Source organism: Pseudomonas sp. MF4836 (assembly GCF_002018875.1).
Taxonomy (GTDB): domain Bacteria; phylum Pseudomonadota; class Gammaproteobacteria; order Pseudomonadales; family Pseudomonadaceae; genus Aquipseudomonas.
Genome location: NZ_MVOL01000001.1, coordinates 174288 through 192433, shown reverse-complemented (window position 1 = coordinate 192433; position 18146 = coordinate 174288). Strand labels below are relative to the sequence as shown.

The following is an 18146-nucleotide window of genomic DNA, read 5'->3' as shown; positions in this document are numbered from 1 at the left end:
TGAACTTTCGACACACCCCTCCCCCTTGCAGCACGTCAATGACGTGCATCAACCTCGATAGGCCGCTGACTCGCGAGCCGTCTTGGCCTTGTGGCATGGGATGCAAATTGCCTGGAGGTTGCTATCGTCGTTGGTGCCGCCCTGGGCGACGTTGACGATGTGGTCCACCTCAAGGTCCTTGGTGGTCAGCCCGCACACTCGGCAGGTGTAGTTATCGCGAATCAGGACCGACTCACGCTTTCGGCGCCACGGGCGCCCACCACGACCAGAGCCCCACGACTCACCACCCGAAGCATCAGCAAGCGATGAGACCTTGCGAGTGTCCACCGGTGTCAGCCTTGACTTGAGGCTGGGTATCTTGGCCATCAGGGCAGCCCGCGTACTGGTGTGCCGTCCATGTAGGTGGTAGCCAGCGAATCAGGGTCTTGGTCGTCTTGCTCAGTGGCCAGCGCCTGAATCAGCAGGATCAGCAGTTCGTTGGTCTTGGCCTCCTCGGCCAGTTGCTGCTTGAAAACCGTCAGAAACTGCTGTTCCTTCCCCTGGATGATCGCCATCTGCTCCGGTGTCAGTCGGCACAGGGTTAGCCCCGAGGATTCCTTTTGCTCGCTCATATGCCAGCCTCTTCATCTTGTTGAACCATTCGCGCCGAGCGGCGCATCCAGGACAGGCCATCAGCCTTCAACTCGTTTGGCTGCGGCGCGATCGTAGTACCCGCGCACCTTCTCAACGCCAAGGAAGCCAACGGCACCACCGGCGAACGTTGCCATGCTCTGCGGTAAGCCCATCCACTCAAGGAGCGGGACAAGCGATAGCGTGACCAGGCCGCACAAAGCACCCTCCAGATACATCTGGCGCCGAGTACCGCCGCCATACATCACCCGTAGCACAGCGATGCCGACCGAGAGACCCGAGGCGTAAAGCTGAGGTTGATGCATGACCAGCCAGGCAATCATTGCGGCCCAAAGGCCAGGATCCTTTTCAGGCATGTTCGGCATCTCGATTCCTCCCTTTCTGGGAGCGCGAATGAAAAAGCCCCGGCAAATGCCGAGGCTTGGATTAGGTGCAGATGGCTGGTGCTGCATCTCCAGCATTGGGTCTTAACGATCTAGGCCTGTGCTAACCCAAGCACGACCGAGTTCCGCGCATCATCTGCATAAACGAAAAAGCCCCGCAAAATGCGAGGCCTTGGAATACAAAAAAATTCACATCGAAAACAACAACATTGCAGTTCGCGGCATAACGAGCTCAAAAGCTCACAACTCCCAATCTCCGTCGTGTATTTTTCTCTGCTCCTCTTTCAGTTCATCGCTCAAGTCTTCTTCCGGCACCCCAAGAATACCAAGCTGCTTTTTTGCATCTGTGAGATCTTCATCTTGATGTTCATCGTGATCGTGATCGTACGGAAACGACATCGTTTACTCCCCCACTTTAAATGCCACCGAAATGATGGCACGTCCCAGCCTCCGTATTTGCAGCGCAGGGATCAAGTCTCGCTTCGTAACAACAAGTAACAGTGAGGGCGGCCTATGGGTGACTAACTCTAAAATGCAAAAAGCCCAACTCTAAGGCTGGGCTTTGCTCGCGGAAAAACCGCAAAGTAACGTGAAAACTATAGTTCCAAATCGATCCTGTCAAGCGGCATTTCGCCGAAGATCCAGAGCACCGTCAATCCACGCGATTCCGGCCTTCCATAGACCCTGGGTCTTGCCATATCCGAACCCTAGACGCTTGCCTACGGTCATCAGGTCGATATCGCGCGATCTGTAATAAGCAATGATGACATTGCCTGCCTCGGGGTATCGACTGCGCAGGCGGCCGACCAATCTATCCATCATCAGGGCGTCGTCATCGGTAATCATGGGGTCAGCGATGGTGTTCTCGCGGGAAGCGCAGCATGAGACGCCGGAACCCAGCACGACCCATCGGCCCCAGTGTTCCAGCAGATCCTCAGCAGTGCGCTCGTTGAAGCTCGGTGTTCTGGCCATGGCTCAATCCCCTGTGTAGTTGGTGGCACCTGGGCCACGGCGGTTGTTCTCGTTGTATTGCGCGTTAGCACCGGCAGGCTTGAAGCAGTTGAACTGTGCGATCTGATGCTCGGCAGCCTGTAGACGGATGCTCAACTGCGTCACCAGCACCTCCAGCGGCAGCACCTCGCCGGTTTCGGCGGTGACCCAGCCCGAGGCATTGCACTGCACGCAGGACAATTCGTAGAAAACGCTCTTGATCACCGCACGACCTCGGCAGACTGGACACTTGGCCAGGTCCAACTGAGCTGCGCGGAATGCGGGGCCGTGTGACTTCTTCATTGAGCCTCCAACAGTTGCTCGTGCAGGCGGTAGACATTCGGCCCGTCGCCATAAGGCCAGTGCTGCACGGAAAGTTCTTTGCCGTTTTGCATGGTCAGCACCAGGTGCGTGCTTCCGTTCCATTTCTCGTACCGCATCGAACCGACTTCAGCCGGGTTCACAGCGAGGCCAGATGCCTTATCGAGCAAAACCATCATTTTCAAACCTCGCCCTTAACAAATTGTGGGAATGACTCGCAGGCCGCGCTATTCAAGGCGTCTACAAGGTTTTGCGAATCCTCAGATCTAACGCCTGTCTGCTTATGGATCGCCTGAAAGCCGCGCTGATCTAACCAGGTGTGCCACTTGACCAAGGCGAGTCGACGCTGCTCCTTGGCCTGGGTGTTGATGTAGGTGGAGGCGATCTTGCCCAGGGAGTGGTTGAGCAGCATCTCGCCGATGTGCCCGTCGACGCCCAGGTCGGTCCAGGCAGTACGGGCCACCTTGCGCAGGTCGTGGCTGGTCCAGGCGCCCTGCCCCAGCCGCGTGAAAACCGCGCTGGCCTGGTTGTCACTCAGGGGCTTGCCACGGCGCGACGGGAACAGGAACTGGCCCTCATAGCCCTGGGCGGCCTGGCGATCACGGTAGCGCTGCAGCAGCGCAACCACCTGGTCGGTCAGCGGCACCCGCAGCTCGGTCTTGCTCTTGGTGTGATCGGCCGGCAGGAACCACTCGCGCTCAGGCAGGGCAATGTCGGCCCAGCGTGCCTGTCGCGTCTCGCCGATCCGCGTGCCGTGGCACAGCATCATCAAGGCCAGCATGGCGTCGCCCGGTACACTGTCGAAGCGCTCGGCCAATAGCTGCACCAGCTCAGGCAACTGGATGTCCCGCAGCCGCGCAGGCTTGGGCAGGATGCGCGCCGTGGTGAAGTTGACGAACTTGAGCTCCGCCATCGGGTTGACCGGGATCAGGTCCAACTTGCGGGCCTGGCGGAAGGCCACGGCGAGCAGCCGGTAGAGCTGCTGGACGTAGGACAACGACAGCTCGGCCTGGGCCGGCCACATCAGCAACTGGTCCAGGGTCTGCGCGCTGACGTCGCGCAGCAGCAGGTCGTTCAGGCGCGGCTTGAGCTGGCAACTGATCGCGGACTTGCCAGCGGCCCGGCGCTTCTCCGAAAGCGCGCGCGACTTGGCCATGCGATCGCCAAACCAGTCGAGCAGCTCGCCCACGGTCACCCAGCCGGAGACGCTGGCCGCGCCGTCAGCCGCCACCCGCAGACGAACCGCAGGCAAAGCCGCGAGCACCTGCTTGGTCGACAGGTCCGGAAAGGCGCCGATGCGGTGCCATTGGCGCTTGCTGAGCAAGTACCAGGAGCCGCGGGCGCGATTTTTGGCGAACCGAAAGTGCAATGCCGGGTGCCCGGCATCCCGCAAGTCGCGCACGTGCTCGAGCTTGGCGTTTCGCCCAATCTCGGCGTCCGAGAGCTTCACGGTCAGGGTTTTGATTTGGGTGCTCAAGCGGCGCCCTCCTTGGGAGCAAGGAGGTCGACGACCTCGAAGGTCGTTGGCCACATCGAGGCACCGTACCGTTTGGCCATGGCCTCATCGGCGAAGAGGGCCAGGGCGTGATCAGGGGCAAAGCTCAAGTCCATCTTGAACGAGCAGCAGTGCACGGCGTAGCGGTAGACGGATAGGTTGGGTTCGGCGAAACGTTGGGTAGTCATCAGAATTTTTCCTTGGACTTGTAACGGCTGGCCAGGCTGGTCACCTTCTCGGGTTGCACGGGCTCAACCCAACCTGCCGCCAATTGCTCGAATCGGCTGTACTGCCCAAGGAAGGCTGTACGAACGGTGCCGGTTTCAATGTCTCGGCCTTTGCCGATAATGATCTCGGCGATGCCCTTCGCCTCGGTGTGCTCGTGGTAAACCTCATCTCGGTACACGAACAAAATGATGTCGGCGTCTTGCTCAATGGCGCCGGATTCGCGCAGGTCCGAGCAGAGCGGGCGCTTGTTTGGGCGCTTTTCACATTCACGCGAGAGCTGACTCAGCAGAATCACCGGGACGCCAAGCTCACGCGCCATCAGCTTTGCGCTGCGCGTCATATGGCTGACTTCCTGCTCACGGCTGAAGGTGCGCGAGTCGGACTCCATCAGCTGCAGGTAGTCGATGATGATCAGGTCCAGCCCGTGACGGCGCTTATGCCGGCGGGCGGACGAGCGTATGCGGTTGATCGTCATCGAGGGACGATCGGAGATGAACAGTTTCGAGTGCTTGAGCTTCCCGGCGGCGCTCATCAGCTCAGCGCCATGGGTGTGCGGCGCTTTCCCGCTCTTGATCAACTGGAGAGGGATACGGCCCTCGGATGCCATAAAGCGATCCATCAGGCCTGTGTTATGCATTTCGAGGCTGAACACCATCACGCTTTTTGCGGCGCGGATGGCGTTGTGAGACCCAATGTTCATCGCCAGGGTGGTTTTGCCCATCGCGGGCCGGCCGGCAATGATGATCAACTGTTCAGGCTTGAGCCCCTGCAGCTTCTCGTCCAAATCGTCTATGCCAGTCGACAGGCCGTCGATACCCTCCCCCCGATCTGCCCGAGCCTGCAAAACCTCGATGTAGTCGTCCAGGATATCCTCGGCCTTGATGACCTCAGAGGTCGCAGTCTGGCCGTCAATGGCCTGGGCCTCGGCCTGAACCGCTGCCACCTTGTCGACGGTAGGCTGGTCGCTATGGGCGATCTCGTTGATCCGAAGGCTGAGCTCGATCATTGACCGGTCCAGGCTCCGCTCACGCACAGTCGTGGCATACGAGGCCGCATTGGCCGCGCTCGGTGTGTTGTGGGTCACCTCGGCCGCATAGGCAACGGCGTTGTCGCCACTGGGCAAGGCTCCAAGGAACAGGCCGACAGTGACCGCATCAACAGGCTTGTTTTCGCCGTGAAGCGCCAGGATCCCGCGGTAAAGCGCCGCGTTGTCGTCGTAGTAAAAGTCTTCGACGGCCAGGTCTGCACTTAGAATATCGATCAGTTCCGGGCGCAGGAACATAGCCCCCAGGACGCCGTGCTCGGCCTCAACGCTGAATGGGTCACGCATGGTAATTGCCCTCCACAACCTTCACGAAGTTGCGAGGAGCGATCAGCCAGTCGAAGTTGCAGCGGAAAGAGTTCCCGCCCGTGCTGGACACCTCCCCCATCAGAAACTTGCTCGACCGAACCAGAGCGAAGTACTCCGCCCAGAACGAAAGATCTTGGTGCACATCACTCTCGTTCCATCGCGCACCGAGCTTTTCGATTCGATCCTTGGTCAGCATCACAACCCGAGGAAACTCAGGGATCGTCTTGTTGAACAAATCGACGATGGCCTGAGTTGGGCATTTCGGCTTCGAAATCTTCGCCGGTTGCTCGCCGCCGACAGGAGGTGATGGTTCACTTGATGGTTCTATTACGGTTCTGGGTGCGGCTGCTGCGGGGGTTGCTGTCGTGAGCTGCGGGGGTGGTGGTGCATCTGCTGCGGGGTGCGTCTTTTGCGGGGGTGCATATGACGCGGGGGTCAGGGTATAAATAGTCGAGCGCCCCATCCGCTCGCGGACAGCCAAAATGCCAACTTGGGTCAACCACTTTACGGCAGCCTGAACAGTCCGTTCAGCAAGACAGGTTCGCTCGGCTATGCGAGCAACAGACGGCCAGCAAACACCCTCGTCGTTGGCGTTGTCAGCCAGTGAAATTAAGACGGCCTTTTGCGGGCCGCTCATGCCCTGCAAGGGCCAGCACAAACTCATGATGATGGTGCTCATGCGGAAACATCCTTTGCCGGGACAAGCGATGCCCTCAGGCGGTCAAGACACTCTCTGCGGAATTGGGACTTAGACTCGCGGGAGTACTGGCGGCAAACCTGAAGGGCTGCTTGCATAGCGGCAGACTGATCGGTGATACGGTGTTGCGACACGCCCTCCGAGGTTTCAGAAGGTGTCGCGACATCTCTGGGGCAGTTGACTGATTGGGCGTTATTGATCATGATTGACCTCGCTTTAAAGCTGTAACGAACCGCCCTGCCAGGCGGTTTTTTTATGCCTGCGATTTGGCTACTGGATGAATCAACAGCAAAGCCGGATCACCTTTTTGTTTTTGCCCATAGAGCGGAAAATCAGTTCATCGGACGGTTAAGCAGGTGTTTCTTTGGTGGCACTTGCTGGATCGTCTTCACGAGTCGCGCAAAGCTCTCCACTGGACTCCTTCTCCAACACACATTGCATTGGGTAGGAGAACCCGCCTGCGGATCTGCACTGCGAAACCCGGCTTCTTGTCACGCCGAGAGCCGCACCGATTGCGCCAGGCGAGCCAAAAAACTTCAGGGCTTGGTCATAGGTCATTAAGGTTTCTCCATTTCACTGTCGCGAGTTTAGAAATGTTAACACCAAAAGGCAAGTTATCTAAACCTCTCAATGTTTAGAATCCTAAATATGAATTTCAGCGAACGACTCAAAGCACGCATGGATGCCCTAGGCCTCCGCGCTACAGATATCAGCGAGATGACCGGCGTATCGAAAGCGACGGTCTCTTTCTGGATTAATGGGACCAATGGCGCCAAGGGGAAAAACCTTACCTCGCTGGCCAGGGCCCTCAACTGTTCAGCTGAGTGGTTGTCAGAAGGCATCGATCCGCCCAGGGTGCCGAGCCTTACGCCTATCGAAACCTGGGATGATGAAACGCCACTGGACGAAGACGAGGTCTATGTCCCCTTCCTTGAAGAGGTAGAGCTGTCGGCAGGCTCAGGCAAATACTCCATTGAGGAGAGCGACTCAGCCAGGCTGAGGTTCTTCAAGAAAGATCTGCGCCAGAACAACGTGCAGTTTGCGAACGCAAAGTGTGTCTCCGTCAGCGGCAACAGCATGATTCCGGTGCTGCGCGATGGAGCAACCGTTGGTGTAAACGTCGGGAAAAACTCACTGCGGGACGTCGTCGACGGAGAGATGTACGCGATAAGCCACAACGGGCAGCTCCGCGTGAAGCAGGTGTATAGGACCCCAACAGGAATCCGGTTGCGTAGCTTTAACCGAGACGAGCACCCAGACGAGGATTACACCTTTCAAGAGGTCCAGGACCAACAAATAGCGATCATTGGCCACGTATTTTGGTGGGCCATGTATTCCCGCTGAAGCCCCCGCAGCGCAAATGAAGACCCGCCATTGAGTGGGTTTTTTTTCGCCTCGAGATTGTCTTAATTAACTTTTTGTTAAGTTATCTAAAAATATGGCTTGACCATTCTTGTTAAGTTTTCTAAATTTGCCTCATCGCCGGATAACAACCGGCCAGATGAAAGGCAGCGATGAACCGGCCTCAACGGTTCAGAGGGTTGGCAACTGACCCAGGCGTGCAGCGTAAAGCGCCAAGAACAGTTATCCAGCGGGAGAACAAGCCGAAAGGCCCGCGGCTGGAGTGACATTTGATTCAAGCCGGTGACCGCCGCCAGTAGCGGGTCCCGGCAAACAGAATTGAATTAGCGGGCCCGATAGCCTCGGCTGGGACCGCCGGACCTCATGCACCCTGCCCCAATCAGCCAGGGCATTCAGAGCTGTAGCGTGCATGTTGTAGGGACCTGTGATCCAAGGCGAACAGATGCTGTTTGACGCTGCGGGGAGGAAGCTCGAAGCCCACAACGACGAAGATCGGCCAGCCCTGCAATCAGCGGTGGGGAACTGGCCAACATCGATGACGCAACAACCCCGGTCTGCCGCCAGTAGCGGGACCGGGGATTTCACCGACTGGCCTTGGCAACAGGGCCAGACGGGAAATCAACCGAGAGGCACACAACATGGAATCAATCATTAAGAGCGGCACATGGATCGGCCATCTCGGCCGTGGGCTTGCTCGCAGAGAACTTCAGTTTTTGCTTTTAGTTGCCCAGGGCCTAACCGCCAAACAGATCGCACGCTCCCACGACGTTGAGCCGGGAAGCGTCAGCAAGCGAATCTCCAACGCCATGTTCAAGCTGGGCGTTCATCGTCAGTCGGCAGCGGTGGCCGAGGCGATGCGGCGGGAAATCATCGTAGGTCAGGCAGATGGTCCGAATCCTCAAGGTCCAGTTGGGGAATCGAACGATGGTGTATTTATCGCTTAAACGACGGCAAAGCATCACTTCTGCACCTTGGCAACAGGGTGTAGCGGGATGCGGACGAAACCCCGGCTTATACCGGCCACCTGCATCACTTCTACCCAGTGAACGAGCAACGGAGGTTTGGCAGCCATGTAAACGCACACATACCAGCGCAGCCCCCATGGCCCCGCTGGCTTGTCACGTACGGAGGCGTTTGTGACAAAACATAAGCCCGGTCTCGATCGGGCTTTTTTTCGCCTGCATTTATCCGTCAGCGCCCTCCTCTGTGCCCACCGGCAACCACCAGGCGGTCAGGGCCCTGACGAATAAACGCAACCCCACACCGAGGTATCAGCCATGCACCCACTGATGCAACAGCGCCGGGAAGTCCTCGGCGCCCTGATGGTTCGCAGCCAGATGGCCCGCGAAGAGTTTGCCCGCCGCGTCAACCTGGTGATGCCGGAGAAGCAAGTGCGCTTCCAGGTGCAGACAGTGGGCAACGCCTACCACATCGTTGATCTGGTCACCGGGAAGACGAAGGCATTCCGCTGGATCTACAAAGCCGCGGTGGACATGGCCAGCCAGTTTGAAGCGCAGGCGGCCCGCCTGGCCGGGGGTGCCCGATGATTGGTGCGCCCATGCCCAACCCGCGCGACGCCATAGTCGCGGAACTGGGCCGTCAGATGGATGCCTTTTTCGGAAGCGGTGGAAGCGCCCAGCAGATCGCCCAGGGCGTGAGCGGCGAGAACAATGGCTACGGCCCGTCGAGTCACCAGGACCGCCTGCGCGCCGAACGGAAGCGCCTGGCCCCAGAGGTCCGCAAGCATGCCGAGAAAGGCCTCACCGCCTCCCAGATCGGCACAGCCATGTCGATCAGGGTAAAGCGCGTGCAAATGATCGCCATCGAGAACGGCATCACCATCGGTGACCAGGCTTGAGGGGGATCAACAACAGAGTGAGCCAGCGTCGGCGGCAGCTATGGCCAGCGCTTGCCGCGAGTGGAATTGAAGAGGTTGGCCATGGCCGAGGAACAGCAAGAGCCGACGGCGGAGGCGCTCAAACAGCGCCGAAAGCGCGCGAAGGCAGCGGCGAAGGACGCAGCATTGGGCGTAGAGAAATTTACGATTGAGGTGGCGGGCATCTTCAAGAAGGACCTAAAGCGCCTGATGAAGCAGCACGGCTTCAACAATCAGCAGGAGGTGCACCAGACCCTGCTGCGCAATGTGATCGCCGCTGACTTCAAAACAGCGGCGCTGATGCTCAAATGTGTCACGACACCTTTTGTGGTTACTGAAAAGGTGTCGCAGATCATCCGGGCGGCGGGATTGAAGTCGCTCGCCGATGACCCACCAGAGCCAGACGACGAAATCACCGCGCCTCACTAACCGCCCTTCAGTCCTGCCAGTATTTCGAGACGAATTTATCAGCCGCCAGCTTGCCAACCTCGACAGCCTCCTCATAAGAGGACCAGCCAGTCTGCCGTGTCGCTGCGACGATGATGTCGTTGCCAACCTTTGTCAGGACGATGATCTCTTCGGGAATCGGATTGTGCTGATCGCCCCAGTTGAAGGCGATCACGAATGGCACGTCGTGAATTGGGTCGTCGTAATCAACTGGTGGCATACGGTCAACTAGAAGTGGCATTTCGTTCTCCTTGATCCGGCTCCATGCCGGTCACCCGTAATACCCCAACCCAAACCAAATTGCCACCACCGGTCACGGAGGGCGGCGCCTACCTGAGGTAATCGCAATGCCCATCCTCCACAGCGTAATCCACAAGATCGACAAGAAGCCCGATGGCACCCCAGCCGCTCTGCACCTGGCTGCCGCTGAGCAGGTCGATAGCTCGGCCCGTGATGACCTGATGCAGCAACTCAACGAAAGCTACAACGCCACCGCCGGTAAGGGCTGGGGGTTATTCCATGCTGAATCGGGGGCCTTCCCACTCAGCGGCTGGCTCGGCAAGTACCTGGCCGGCGGCTTCGACTTCTTCAACTTCAGCGTCATCGCCGCTAGTCATCTGACAAAGCTAATGGAAGAGTCGAACCTGACCACAGGCGGGCACGCACTCTTCTGTCACTACCAGCAAGGCCTGACCGATTACCTGACCATCGCACTGGTACAGGAAACCGAAGCGATAGCCATGACGGAAGACCTGCACCTGAAGGCAGTAAAGCGCCTGGACCTGGACCGCATCCGTCTGGCGGCGCGCATCAACATCAGCGAGTGGAAGAACAACCCACAATCGAAGCAGTACATCTCGTTCCTGAAGGGCAAGCAGGGCCGGAAGCTCAACGACTACTTCCGCGATTTCATTGGCTGCCAGGAAGGAATCGACGGCCCAGGCGAAACCCGGACACTGCTCAAGGCGTTCAGCGACTTCGTGGATAGCGAGGACATTGTCGAGGAGGCGGCCCGTGAGAAGGCCAGCACCCTGGTCAACTACTCCATGGCCCAGGCCAAGATGGGTGAGCCGATCGCACTTGAAGAGCTGTCCGGCCTTATCGACGAAGACCGGCCGAAAAACTTCTACGACTTCATCAAAGCGAAGGACTACGGGCTTTCCGAGACCCTGCCGCCGGATAAGAAAACGCTGAACAAATTCCGGCGTTTCACCGGCCGGGCCGAAGGCCTGTCGATCAGCTTCGAGGCGCATCTGCTGGGTGGCAAGATCGAGTTTGACGAAGCCGGTGGCACGCTGACGCTGCGCGGGCTACCCACTCAACTCACCGAGCAACTCAAGCGCGCCGGCGCTTGAGTCAATTTGGCGGGCCAGTTAAGCAGGCTGAGAAACTTGTTTCGTTTTCATCCAGATCAGCGTGCCACCCTTCTGGTACCGCCTGCTCCATTCGTCATGGCAATCCTTGCACTTAACTAGCAACTCTTCATCAACGGCATCACGCCCACCGATGATTTCAAAAAGCCCGAGATTATCGTTGGCTTCATAGGAGTTAATTGAGTTTTCACAGCATGTATTTGGAAACATCGCTTCTCCCTATCCGGCTCCATGCCGGTCACCCGTAATACCCCAACCTAACCAACCACGCCACCGGATACGGAGGTCTTTTACTCAAATTTAATCTTCATGTTGGGCTCGGATTCCATTGTCGGACGACGCAACTCTGGATCGTTGGCGTCAAGACAACGAAACTGCACCTCGGCACTCGCATGGCGGCCGTAACCTTTGTCTATGGACGAATCTTTGAGCGGCATCAGCTGCTTGCCCTTGCCCTCGCAAAAAGCGTTCGCCTCCCGATACAGCTCCGCCTTTACGGACCCGCCACTAAAGGTGGTAAAGCTACCTTCCTTCGCGATCATGTAAGTGTCGCGCCCCATTGGCACAACACCTGGACCAGAGCAGCCAGCCATGAACAATGCAATCGTTGAAACCAGCAAACGCCGCATCTATTGCGCTCCATGCGTGAGTGATGGCGAATCATAGAGCCATCACTCCGCCACTTCACCAAATTTCACACAGTCGCATCCAGTAACGGAGGGCGGCGCCTGACTGGAGATAATCCATGAGCCACAACTGCGCATACGTCCGGCAGCACTATCAGGTGCCCGCTGAAGTCGGCCGCCGCGTCATAGCCTACGGGAAGCCCGGCATCATCCTGGCCGATCGTGGCCACTACATCGGCGTGGTGCTGGATGAAGACCCGAAGAAGCGCATCGGCAACTACCACCCGACCCACGAAATTCAGTACGGCGAGATGGCCGAAACGCTTCCGCTCAAAGAGTGGTTGGTCCTGCCGTTCAAGCACGACTGGGACGACCTCGACTGGAGTCGGGAAGCCCGCGAAGATCTGGTCAGGGTCTGGGCCGCCACTCGCAGCCAGGCCAGATACAAGGCCTATGAGCGGCTTCAGGATTACTGCCACAGCATCAAGGCGATGCTGCATTTCAAAGTCAGGCGCGCCTGATCCGGCTCCAAGCCGGTCACCCGTAATACCCCTTATCAACGAATCACGCCAGCCGGCGAGGATCCTCTATGTCCGCACAACAGAAGAAACACCCCTTCGACTTCAAAACCCAATACGGACTCGGCTTCAACCCTCAGGACGATGAGATCGTTGTCGACTTCTTCTGCGGTGGCGGCGGTGCCGGGACCGGCCTGGAGATGGGCCTGGGCCGCACGGTGAACGTGGCGAAGAACCACAGCCCGCAAGCGATCAGCATGCACACCGTAAATCACCCAGGCGCCAAGCACTTCACCACCGACGTGTTCGATGGTGACCCGGACACCGAATGCGGCGGCAAGGCCGTGGGCTGGTTCCATATGTCGCCGGACTGCACCCACCACAGCCAGGCAGCCGGCGGCCAGCCGCGCAAGCGCGAGATCCGCAACCTGTCGTGGATCGGCCTGAAGTGGGCAGGCATGAAGCGGCCGCGGGTGATCAGCCTGGAGAATGTAAAGCAGATCCTGCAGTGGGGGCGCCTGATCGCCAAGCGTGACAAGGCCACCGGCCGCCTGGTGAAGCTCGGCGGCGAGATTGCTGCACCTGGTGAGGTTGTACCAGTGGGCCAGCAGTTCCTGATCCCCGACCCGAAGCAGCGCGGCCGGACTTGGCGCCGCTTCGTGGCCCTGCTGGAGGGCATGGGCTACGTCGTTGAGTGGAAGGTGATCAAAGCGTGCGACTTCGGCGCACCGACGAGCCGGGAAAGGCTGTTCATGATCGCGCGGTGCGATGGCCAGCCGATCGTGTGGCCGGCCCCCACCCACGCAAAGTCGCCGGCCAAGGGACAGCAGAAGTGGAAAACCGCCGCCGACTGCATCGACTTCACCGACCTGGGCAAAAGCATCTTCGGTCGCAAGAAGGACCTGGCCCCGGCCACCCTGCGCCGCGTTGCCAAGGGCATGAAGAAGTTCGTCATCGACAGCCCGGCGCCGTTCATTGTGCCGATCGCCAACTGGTCAGGGGAGACAGTTCAGTCGGCCGGTGAACCGCTGCGCACCATCACCTCCTACCCAAAGGGGGGCGCCTTCTCGGTGGTGAGCCCCATCATTGCCCCGGCAACCCACCAGGGCAGCGACCGGATCAATGACCCGCTCGACCCTCTGCCTACGGTGACCTGCGCGAACCGTGGGGAACTGACGCTGATCAGTCCCGTGATGGTTACCGCTGCCCACGGCGAAGGGAAGCCGGGAGGCGTTCAGCGCTGGGGAGACGGTTGCAAATCCTCTACTGCCCCGTTGGGCACCGTCACAGCAAGCGGCGGGCACTCGATCGCATCAGCGCACCTGGTGAAGTTCCGATTCAACGACGCGGGCAAGGCGCTGGATGAGCCACTGCCGACCATCACCAGCGGCGGTAACTATCAGCGCCCGGCCGGGGCCGCTCAAGCCATGGGCATATCCACGGTGTTCATGGCCCAGATGAATGGCGGATTCAACACCACGGCCGCCAAGAGCATCGAAGACCCAATGACCACGGTGACTAACACCGGCAGCCAGCAGCAACTGGTGGCAGCGAACCTGGTGCACTTGCGCGGTAACTGTGACGCACGGGACGTAAACGACCCGCTGCACACCATCAGCGCCGGCGGCCAGCACCACGGGCTGGCCAGCGCATTCATGGAGCGGGCGTTCGGCGCCAGTGTTGGCCAGGGCCTGGAAGAACCGGCGCCTACCATCACGGCCGGTGGCGGCGGCAAGAGCTCGCTGGTATCGCTGACACTCTCGCCAGAGCATGAGGCGGGCGCCCTGCGTGTCGCCGCATTCCTGATCAGCTACTACGGCACCGAGAACATCAGCGCCTGCGACTCACCAGCACCGACCATCACCACCAAGGATCGCTTGGCCATGGTCACCGTAATGCTCCAAGGGACGCCGTATGTGATCGTCGACATCTGCCTGCGGATGCTGAAACCGGCTGAGCTGTACAAGGCCCAGGGCTTCCCGGCCGACTACATCATCAGCCACGGCGCCGACGGCAAGCCGTTCACCAAGACCCAACAGGTGCACATGTGCGGCAACAGCGTCAGCCCACCGCCGATGGCGGCACTGGCGCGGGCCAATGACCCGTGGCGCGTTACTGAACGGGTGTCGGAGGCGGCTTAAGCCCTGCCGGCTACCAGCTTGGCACCCAGCTCTCGGCCGGCCACCTGCGCCAGGCCACGGTCAACATAGGTTCGGTCACCCGCAACAACCGGCACCACCACTTCGCCGCCCCGCTTCACTTCGACGTTGATCCGCCAGGTCTCCCGGCCCTCCTCGTCCTTCTCGCACTCCATGTAGTTCCAGAGCTGAAAGCCTTCGTGCTCATCATAAATATCGTGCTTTGTCATGGGCTTGCTCGTTTGAGTGAGGCGCCATCGTAGCACCCACCGCCTGGGCCTGGCCCGGCAAGGACTCACCATGCCTACAGAAAACAAACCGACCGCGCTGCTGCAGGTGGAACGCTCGACAGTCACGAAGCTGGTGATCACCGGCGCTCCGCGGCTGGACCCTATCACCGTCTTCCTCGAGGACTTCGGCCGGCGCGACTGCCCGACTGAATCCGATCCGAACTACCAGACCGCCCAGGGCAAGATCACCATCAACTGCTGGGACAATAGCTGGAACGCCTACTGGGGCGGCATGGGCCCTCGCACCGTCGCCGAGTTTGTGGCGCGTGGCGGCTGGGACTACATCCTGAATTGCCTGGATCGCGGTATCAGCCCTACGGTGTTCAGCGGCAAAGCTCTGCACACCCTGGCCCAGAAGTGCATCGTGCAGCGCCGCCGGCAGCAGACAGGCCGCCATGACTGGGAACTGGGCGAGCTGAGCAAAAGCGAAGCCCGCCAGCTCTGGGACGACATCGATATTCTGCGCAGTGTCGAGAGATCGAGCGAGTGCTGGCATCACAGCGCGCTGCTGACCGAACTGTTCGGGGACGAATGGCACTACCCGCTCGATGGGAAGGCTGTCGAGGAAAACCACGAATACAAATACCTGCGCCGGGTTGTCGAGGCAGTGCAACAAGCCCTGCGCCAGGAGCAGCAGACCGCCGAGGGCGCGAGCCATGAATAACGAACTGCGCAAACTGCTGGAGCGTCTGAGGGATGCTCACGTCTCGATTGCTGGGCCTGAATTCTGGGGCGCGTGGAAAGAGCTGCGCGCCCTTCTCGCCAAGCCAGCCGTCCAGCACCAGGGCGAGCCGGTGGCGTGGGCCAATGGTGAGCAGCTACTGCTGTGCAGTCGTTCGCCGCGAGAGGTGCAGCCGAACAATCCGATGATGCACAACCTGCCGAGGAATATCGCGGGTAGCGCACTGCGCTCGGAGTACTGCGATACGCCGCTCTACGCCGCCCAGCCCCATGGCGAGCATCCCGCTTAAGTCAGTTGCCAGTCGATCCAACGTTCGGCCGCTGCCATCGCATCTGCCAGGGCGGCCTGGTAGTCCTGCCAGGGGCCGGCGATCTCCGCCGCCACATTCCCAAAGCCGGGAATCTCGCTCGACTCAATCACCCGGAATAAGACCGGTGCCACATCGTTTGGCCGCTCCCATTCGAACTTCAGAAACACCTTCTGCCCGCGGTATTCATGTTCGATTGGCACATCCCGAATGTGTGACACACGCCCTCCTTAATTGAACCAAGTTGAACCATGTTGAACCATTAAGAACCAAGTTAAACCATACTTTTACACCCAATCGGGTGGACTCTCTATCGAGGCATAAAGCCATCCCTCCCTTTCAAGTTAGCCGCTATTGCGGCCAAGGACGAAGTCATGCCTGAAGAAATCAAATTGATCCAGCCAGCCCCGGTCGTGCGCGATGAATACGGAATGTTCGCTCACCCCGATATGCCCGACTTCGACGAGGGCGACGGTGATAAGTGCAAGGCCTGGATCGCTGCACAGGGCTTGCAGGTGAAGATGGTGTCACTTGAATACCACAGCGACCCCGCGGTCTCTGATCGCTATTTCGAAGCGGGAGACCCGGACTGCAGTTACTGGGAACCGGACCGTCCGGACGGCGAAGGCTGGTTCTGCCTGGCTATCCATGACACCGACGATGGCCCGGTCTGCTGGTGGGCGCGCCGGGAGGTGACGCCATGAGCCGTAGCGGATACAGCGATGATTGCGGTGGGTGGGATCTGATCTGCTGGCGGGGCGCTGTGAATTCGGCGCTCAGGGGCAAGCGCGGTCAGGCTTTCTTAGTCGAGTTGCGCGATGCGCTGGACGCCATGCCTGATAAGCGCTTGGTGGCAGACACCCTTGAAGCCGACGGCCAGTTCTGCACGCTCGGGGTTCTAGGGGCGAAGCGCGGCATCGACATGGGAACCATCGATGCGCATTGCCGAGAGACAGTGTCGGAAGCCTTCGGGATAGCACCAGCCATGGCGGCCGAAGTCGTGTTCGAGAACGACGAGTGTGGCTGGAACGAAACCCCAGAGCAGCGCTGGCAGCGGATGCGGAAATGGATCGACAGCCATATCAAGGAGCTGACCCCATGATCGCCCTCGCCTACATGCTCTACCTGATCTACACGGGGCCAAGGCCATGACGCAAATGATCGAAGTGAAGACCGCTGAACTGATCGGGCCGGCGCTGGATTGGGCCGTGGCTGGCGGTGCGAGCGACACGCCCTACTGGGCCCGCATGTTTCAGCAATGTGTGCTCACCGGAAAGACGCATGGTGGGATCGATTTTAAATACGCGCCATCTGAATACTGGAGCCAGTGCGGCCACCTGATCGAGAAGCACCTCCTGTCTCTGAAAATGACCGGCACCGAAACATGGGTGGCCATCGTTGAGGAATGCAACGGCATCGGCCCAACCCCGCTTATCGCAGCCTGCCGCGCCATCGTTGCTGCAAAGCTGGGCGATGTAGTCAGCGTGCCTGCAGAACTGATCTGAGAAGCCCGCCCAACCCATCGAGCAGTCAGCGAGGTGGCCAGGACATAGGCCGGGCGAGCCACGCAACCATCCCACGGCGCAACGCCGGCGGCCATCAGCACCATCTGAAACAACCCACTCAACAATCTGAACAGCCTGCCGGCCGGCGGGTGAGGAATTCCTATGTCCGAAGAAAAGAATGCATTCCGCGAAGCCGCTATCGAAGCGATATCGGATATGGCGCAGCACCTGCCGCTTGATTGCGAGCTGCTGCTGGTGGCCTGCCGTCCCGGCAAGAAAGACTTTGACCTGGTGCTGCCATCGCCCGAATCGAACTTGAACAACGCCCTGGACGCGCTGCGCCAAAACGGCCTGAGCATCGACGGCGACAACGCCTACAAGCGCGACCTCTGTGACGCGATTGTCGGGACACTGGCATTCGGCGCCCAGGACAGATGCCCACCGCCCGAAGGTCATTGGGCACAGCGGTTCTGGGACATGGGTCGGGAGTCTTCAGCCAACACAGCAGAGCTTGTCTCAGCGCTGGACCTCGTATCTGGCTGCCTGATGGACGCGCTGGCCGGGCGGGATTTGCCGCCATCCAAGGTCGGCCTCGCCATCGCGACATCAGCAGAGCTACTCGCCAAGCAAACGGTTTAACCCATCACCACCTTCTGCCGCCCAGCGCGGCGCGGAGCATCACCATGGAAACTGAAATCCTCTCCGACGAGGAGTTGGCAGAGCTCACTGGCTACAAGGCCCGGGCCTACCAACGCCGCTGGCTGGTTGATCGCCAATGGGTATTCATCGAAAGCCGCGGAAAGCGACCACTTGTTGGCCGGATGTACGCCCGCATGAAGCTGGGCATGCTCTCCCCGACCATCATGGATACCAACCCACCGCCGGCGGCGCCGGCATGGACGCCTGACTTCTCGCGAGTGAACTGAT

30 protein-coding genes and 1 pseudogene are annotated in these 18146 nt (G+C 59.5%); 15 read left to right on the top strand and 16 right to left on the bottom strand.

Features of this window, described 5'->3' with window-relative positions; genetic code table 11:
* Positions 1-48 precede the first annotated feature (48 nt).
* The 11 genes from MF4836_RS01010 to MF4836_RS00960 form a co-directional block, all read right to left on the bottom strand.
* Positions 49-366, bottom strand: coding sequence for an HNH endonuclease (locus MF4836_RS01010; protein WP_078468690.1), 318 nt, complete (start codon positions 364-366; stop codon positions 49-51).
* Entirely contained in the window at positions 366-611 is a 246-nt protein-coding gene (locus MF4836_RS01005) for a hypothetical protein (RefSeq protein WP_078468689.1), read from the bottom strand. Before MF4836_RS01005 ends, MF4836_RS01010 begins: the two co-directional genes overlap by 1 nt.
* Positions 612-671: 60 nt before the next feature.
* On the bottom strand, positions 672-995 hold the full coding sequence (locus MF4836_RS01000; protein WP_078468688.1) for a phage holin, lambda family: 324 nt from the start codon (positions 993-995) through the stop codon (positions 672-674).
* Positions 996-1253: 258 nt separating this feature from the next.
* Positions 1254-1412 carry a hypothetical protein gene (locus tag MF4836_RS35320; RefSeq protein WP_161955721.1) on the bottom strand — a complete coding sequence of 53 codons (159 nt, stop codon included), beginning with the start codon at positions 1410-1412 and terminating at the stop codon, positions 1254-1256.
* Between the two features lie 219 nt (positions 1413-1631).
* Entirely contained in the window at positions 1632-1985 is a 354-nt protein-coding gene (locus MF4836_RS00990; RefSeq protein WP_078468686.1) for an antiterminator Q family protein, read from the bottom strand.
* Positions 1986-1988: 3 nt separating this feature from the next.
* Positions 1989-2306, bottom strand: a complete 318-nt coding sequence (locus MF4836_RS00985; RefSeq protein ID WP_078468685.1) for a hypothetical protein — start codon at positions 2304-2306, stop codon at positions 1989-1991.
* The gene (locus MF4836_RS00980) at positions 2303-2503 is read right to left on the bottom strand and encodes a hypothetical protein (protein ID WP_078468684.1); all 201 of its coding nucleotides are present in this window, start codon (positions 2501-2503) and stop codon (positions 2303-2305) included. The genes MF4836_RS00985 and MF4836_RS00980 overlap by 4 nt, the downstream gene beginning before the upstream one ends.
* A gap of 2 nt (positions 2504-2505) precedes the next feature.
* Positions 2506-3801: a tyrosine-type recombinase/integrase gene (locus MF4836_RS00975; RefSeq protein WP_078468683.1), complete on the bottom strand. Its 1296-nt coding sequence runs from the start codon at positions 3799-3801 to the stop codon at positions 2506-2508.
* Positions 3798-4007 (bottom strand): hypothetical protein, encoded by a 210-nt coding sequence (locus tag MF4836_RS00970; RefSeq protein ID WP_078468682.1) that lies wholly within the window; start codon positions 4005-4007, stop codon positions 3798-3800. The genes MF4836_RS00975 and MF4836_RS00970 overlap by 4 nt, the downstream gene beginning before the upstream one ends.
* Complete coding sequence (gene dnaB, locus MF4836_RS00965) at positions 4007-5377, bottom strand: replicative DNA helicase (RefSeq protein ID WP_078468681.1); 1371 nt, start codon at positions 5375-5377, stop codon at positions 4007-4009. Before dnaB ends, MF4836_RS00970 begins: the two co-directional genes overlap by 1 nt.
* A complete protein-coding gene (locus MF4836_RS00960; RefSeq protein WP_078468680.1) occupies positions 5370-6077 on the bottom strand; it encodes a helix-turn-helix domain-containing protein in 708 nt (235 codons plus the stop codon). Before MF4836_RS00960 ends, dnaB begins: the two co-directional genes overlap by 8 nt.
* Before the next feature lie 666 nt (positions 6078-6743).
* Between MF4836_RS00960 and MF4836_RS00950 the strand changes: the two genes are divergently transcribed.
* The 5 genes and pseudogenes from MF4836_RS00950 to MF4836_RS00930 all read left to right on the top strand — a co-directional run bounded on the left by MF4836_RS00950 (position 6744) and on the right by MF4836_RS00930 (position 9762).
* Positions 6744-7439: a S24 family peptidase gene (locus MF4836_RS00950; protein WP_078469126.1), complete on the top strand. Its 696-nt coding sequence runs from the start codon at positions 6744-6746 to the stop codon at positions 7437-7439.
* Between the two features lie 656 nt (positions 7440-8095).
* Positions 8096-8329 (top strand): annotated as a pseudogene (locus tag MF4836_RS00945) (response regulator transcription factor); the annotation flags it as partial.
* A 405-nt stretch (positions 8330-8734) separates the two neighbouring features.
* The gene (locus MF4836_RS00940) at positions 8735-9004 is read left to right on the top strand and encodes a hypothetical protein (protein ID WP_078468677.1); all 270 of its coding nucleotides are present in this window, start codon (positions 8735-8737) and stop codon (positions 9002-9004) included.
* 11 nt (positions 9005-9015) lie between these two features.
* On the top strand, positions 9016-9315 hold the full coding sequence (locus MF4836_RS00935) for a hypothetical protein (protein ID WP_153050175.1): 300 nt from the start codon (positions 9016-9018) through the stop codon (positions 9313-9315).
* Positions 9316-9396: 81 nt separating this feature from the next.
* Positions 9397-9762 carry a hypothetical protein gene (locus MF4836_RS00930; protein ID WP_078468675.1) on the top strand — a complete coding sequence of 122 codons (366 nt, stop codon included), beginning with the start codon at positions 9397-9399 and terminating at the stop codon, positions 9760-9762.
* A 7-nt stretch (positions 9763-9769) separates the two neighbouring features.
* On the opposite strand, the gene MF4836_RS00925 is transcribed toward MF4836_RS00930, so the two are convergent.
* Positions 9770-10021, bottom strand: a complete 252-nt coding sequence (locus MF4836_RS00925; RefSeq protein ID WP_078468674.1) for a hypothetical protein — start codon at positions 10019-10021, stop codon at positions 9770-9772.
* 106 nt (positions 10022-10127) lie between these two features.
* Here MF4836_RS00925 and yejK point away from each other — a divergent pair, with 106 nt between their 5' ends.
* Positions 10128-11135 (top strand): nucleoid-associated protein YejK, encoded by a 1008-nt coding sequence (gene yejK, locus MF4836_RS00920; RefSeq protein ID WP_078468673.1) that lies wholly within the window; start codon positions 10128-10130, stop codon positions 11133-11135.
* 18 nt (positions 11136-11153) lie between these two features.
* On the opposite strand, the gene MF4836_RS00915 is transcribed toward yejK, so the two are convergent.
* Both MF4836_RS00915 and MF4836_RS00910 read right to left on the bottom strand, forming a co-directional pair.
* On the bottom strand, positions 11154-11363 hold the full coding sequence (locus MF4836_RS00915) for a hypothetical protein (protein ID WP_078468672.1): 210 nt from the start codon (positions 11361-11363) through the stop codon (positions 11154-11156).
* An 80-nt stretch (positions 11364-11443) separates the two neighbouring features.
* A complete protein-coding gene (locus tag MF4836_RS00910; protein ID WP_153050174.1) occupies positions 11444-11782 on the bottom strand; it encodes a hypothetical protein in 339 nt (112 codons plus the stop codon).
* Between the two features lie 116 nt (positions 11783-11898).
* Between MF4836_RS00910 and MF4836_RS00905 the strand changes: the two genes are divergently transcribed.
* Together MF4836_RS00905 and MF4836_RS00900 are read left to right on the top strand one after the other, a co-directional pair.
* On the top strand, positions 11899-12300 hold the full coding sequence (locus tag MF4836_RS00905) for a hypothetical protein (protein ID WP_078468670.1): 402 nt from the start codon (positions 11899-11901) through the stop codon (positions 12298-12300).
* Positions 12301-12368: 68 nt separating this feature from the next.
* Positions 12369-14438 (top strand): DNA cytosine methyltransferase, encoded by a 2070-nt coding sequence (locus MF4836_RS00900; protein ID WP_078468669.1) that lies wholly within the window; start codon positions 12369-12371, stop codon positions 14436-14438.
* On the opposite strand, the gene MF4836_RS00895 is transcribed toward MF4836_RS00900, so the two are convergent.
* Positions 14435-14665, bottom strand: a complete 231-nt coding sequence (locus MF4836_RS00895) for a hypothetical protein (RefSeq protein ID WP_078468668.1) — start codon at positions 14663-14665, stop codon at positions 14435-14437. The two genes, MF4836_RS00900 and MF4836_RS00895, sit on opposite strands and share 4 nt — an antisense overlap.
* A gap of 70 nt (positions 14666-14735) precedes the next feature.
* Here MF4836_RS00895 and MF4836_RS00890 point away from each other — a divergent pair, with 70 nt between their 5' ends.
* Together MF4836_RS00890 and MF4836_RS00885 are read left to right on the top strand one after the other, a co-directional pair.
* Positions 14736-15389, top strand: coding sequence for a hypothetical protein (locus MF4836_RS00890; protein WP_078468667.1), 654 nt, complete (start codon positions 14736-14738; stop codon positions 15387-15389).
* Positions 15382-15696 (top strand): hypothetical protein, encoded by a 315-nt coding sequence (locus tag MF4836_RS00885; RefSeq protein WP_078468666.1) that lies wholly within the window; start codon positions 15382-15384, stop codon positions 15694-15696. Before MF4836_RS00890 ends, MF4836_RS00885 begins: the two co-directional genes overlap by 8 nt.
* Here MF4836_RS00885 and MF4836_RS00880 read toward each other — a convergent pair.
* Positions 15693-15935 carry a hypothetical protein gene (locus tag MF4836_RS00880; protein WP_078468665.1) on the bottom strand — a complete coding sequence of 81 codons (243 nt, stop codon included), beginning with the start codon at positions 15933-15935 and terminating at the stop codon, positions 15693-15695. The genes MF4836_RS00885 and MF4836_RS00880 overlap by 4 nt on opposite strands.
* A gap of 153 nt (positions 15936-16088) precedes the next feature.
* Here MF4836_RS00880 and MF4836_RS00875 point away from each other — a divergent pair, with 153 nt between their 5' ends.
* The 5 genes from MF4836_RS00875 (at position 16089) to MF4836_RS00855 (ending at position 18145) form a co-directional block, all read left to right on the top strand.
* Positions 16089-16418, top strand: a complete 330-nt coding sequence (locus MF4836_RS00875) for a hypothetical protein (protein ID WP_078468664.1) — start codon at positions 16089-16091, stop codon at positions 16416-16418.
* Positions 16415-16816 (top strand): hypothetical protein, encoded by a 402-nt coding sequence (locus tag MF4836_RS00870; protein ID WP_078468663.1) that lies wholly within the window; start codon positions 16415-16417, stop codon positions 16814-16816. Before MF4836_RS00875 ends, MF4836_RS00870 begins: the two co-directional genes overlap by 4 nt.
* 46 nt (positions 16817-16862) lie before the next feature.
* Positions 16863-17219: a phage protein NinX family protein gene (locus MF4836_RS00865; protein WP_078468662.1), complete on the top strand. Its 357-nt coding sequence runs from the start codon at positions 16863-16865 to the stop codon at positions 17217-17219.
* Between the two features lie 162 nt (positions 17220-17381).
* Positions 17382-17858 carry a hypothetical protein gene (locus MF4836_RS00860; RefSeq protein ID WP_078468661.1) on the top strand — a complete coding sequence of 159 codons (477 nt, stop codon included), beginning with the start codon at positions 17382-17384 and terminating at the stop codon, positions 17856-17858.
* Between the two features lie 44 nt (positions 17859-17902).
* Positions 17903-18145: a DUF4224 domain-containing protein gene (locus MF4836_RS00855; RefSeq protein ID WP_078468660.1), complete on the top strand. Its 243-nt coding sequence runs from the start codon at positions 17903-17905 to the stop codon at positions 18143-18145.
* Position 18146 lies beyond the last annotated feature (1 nt).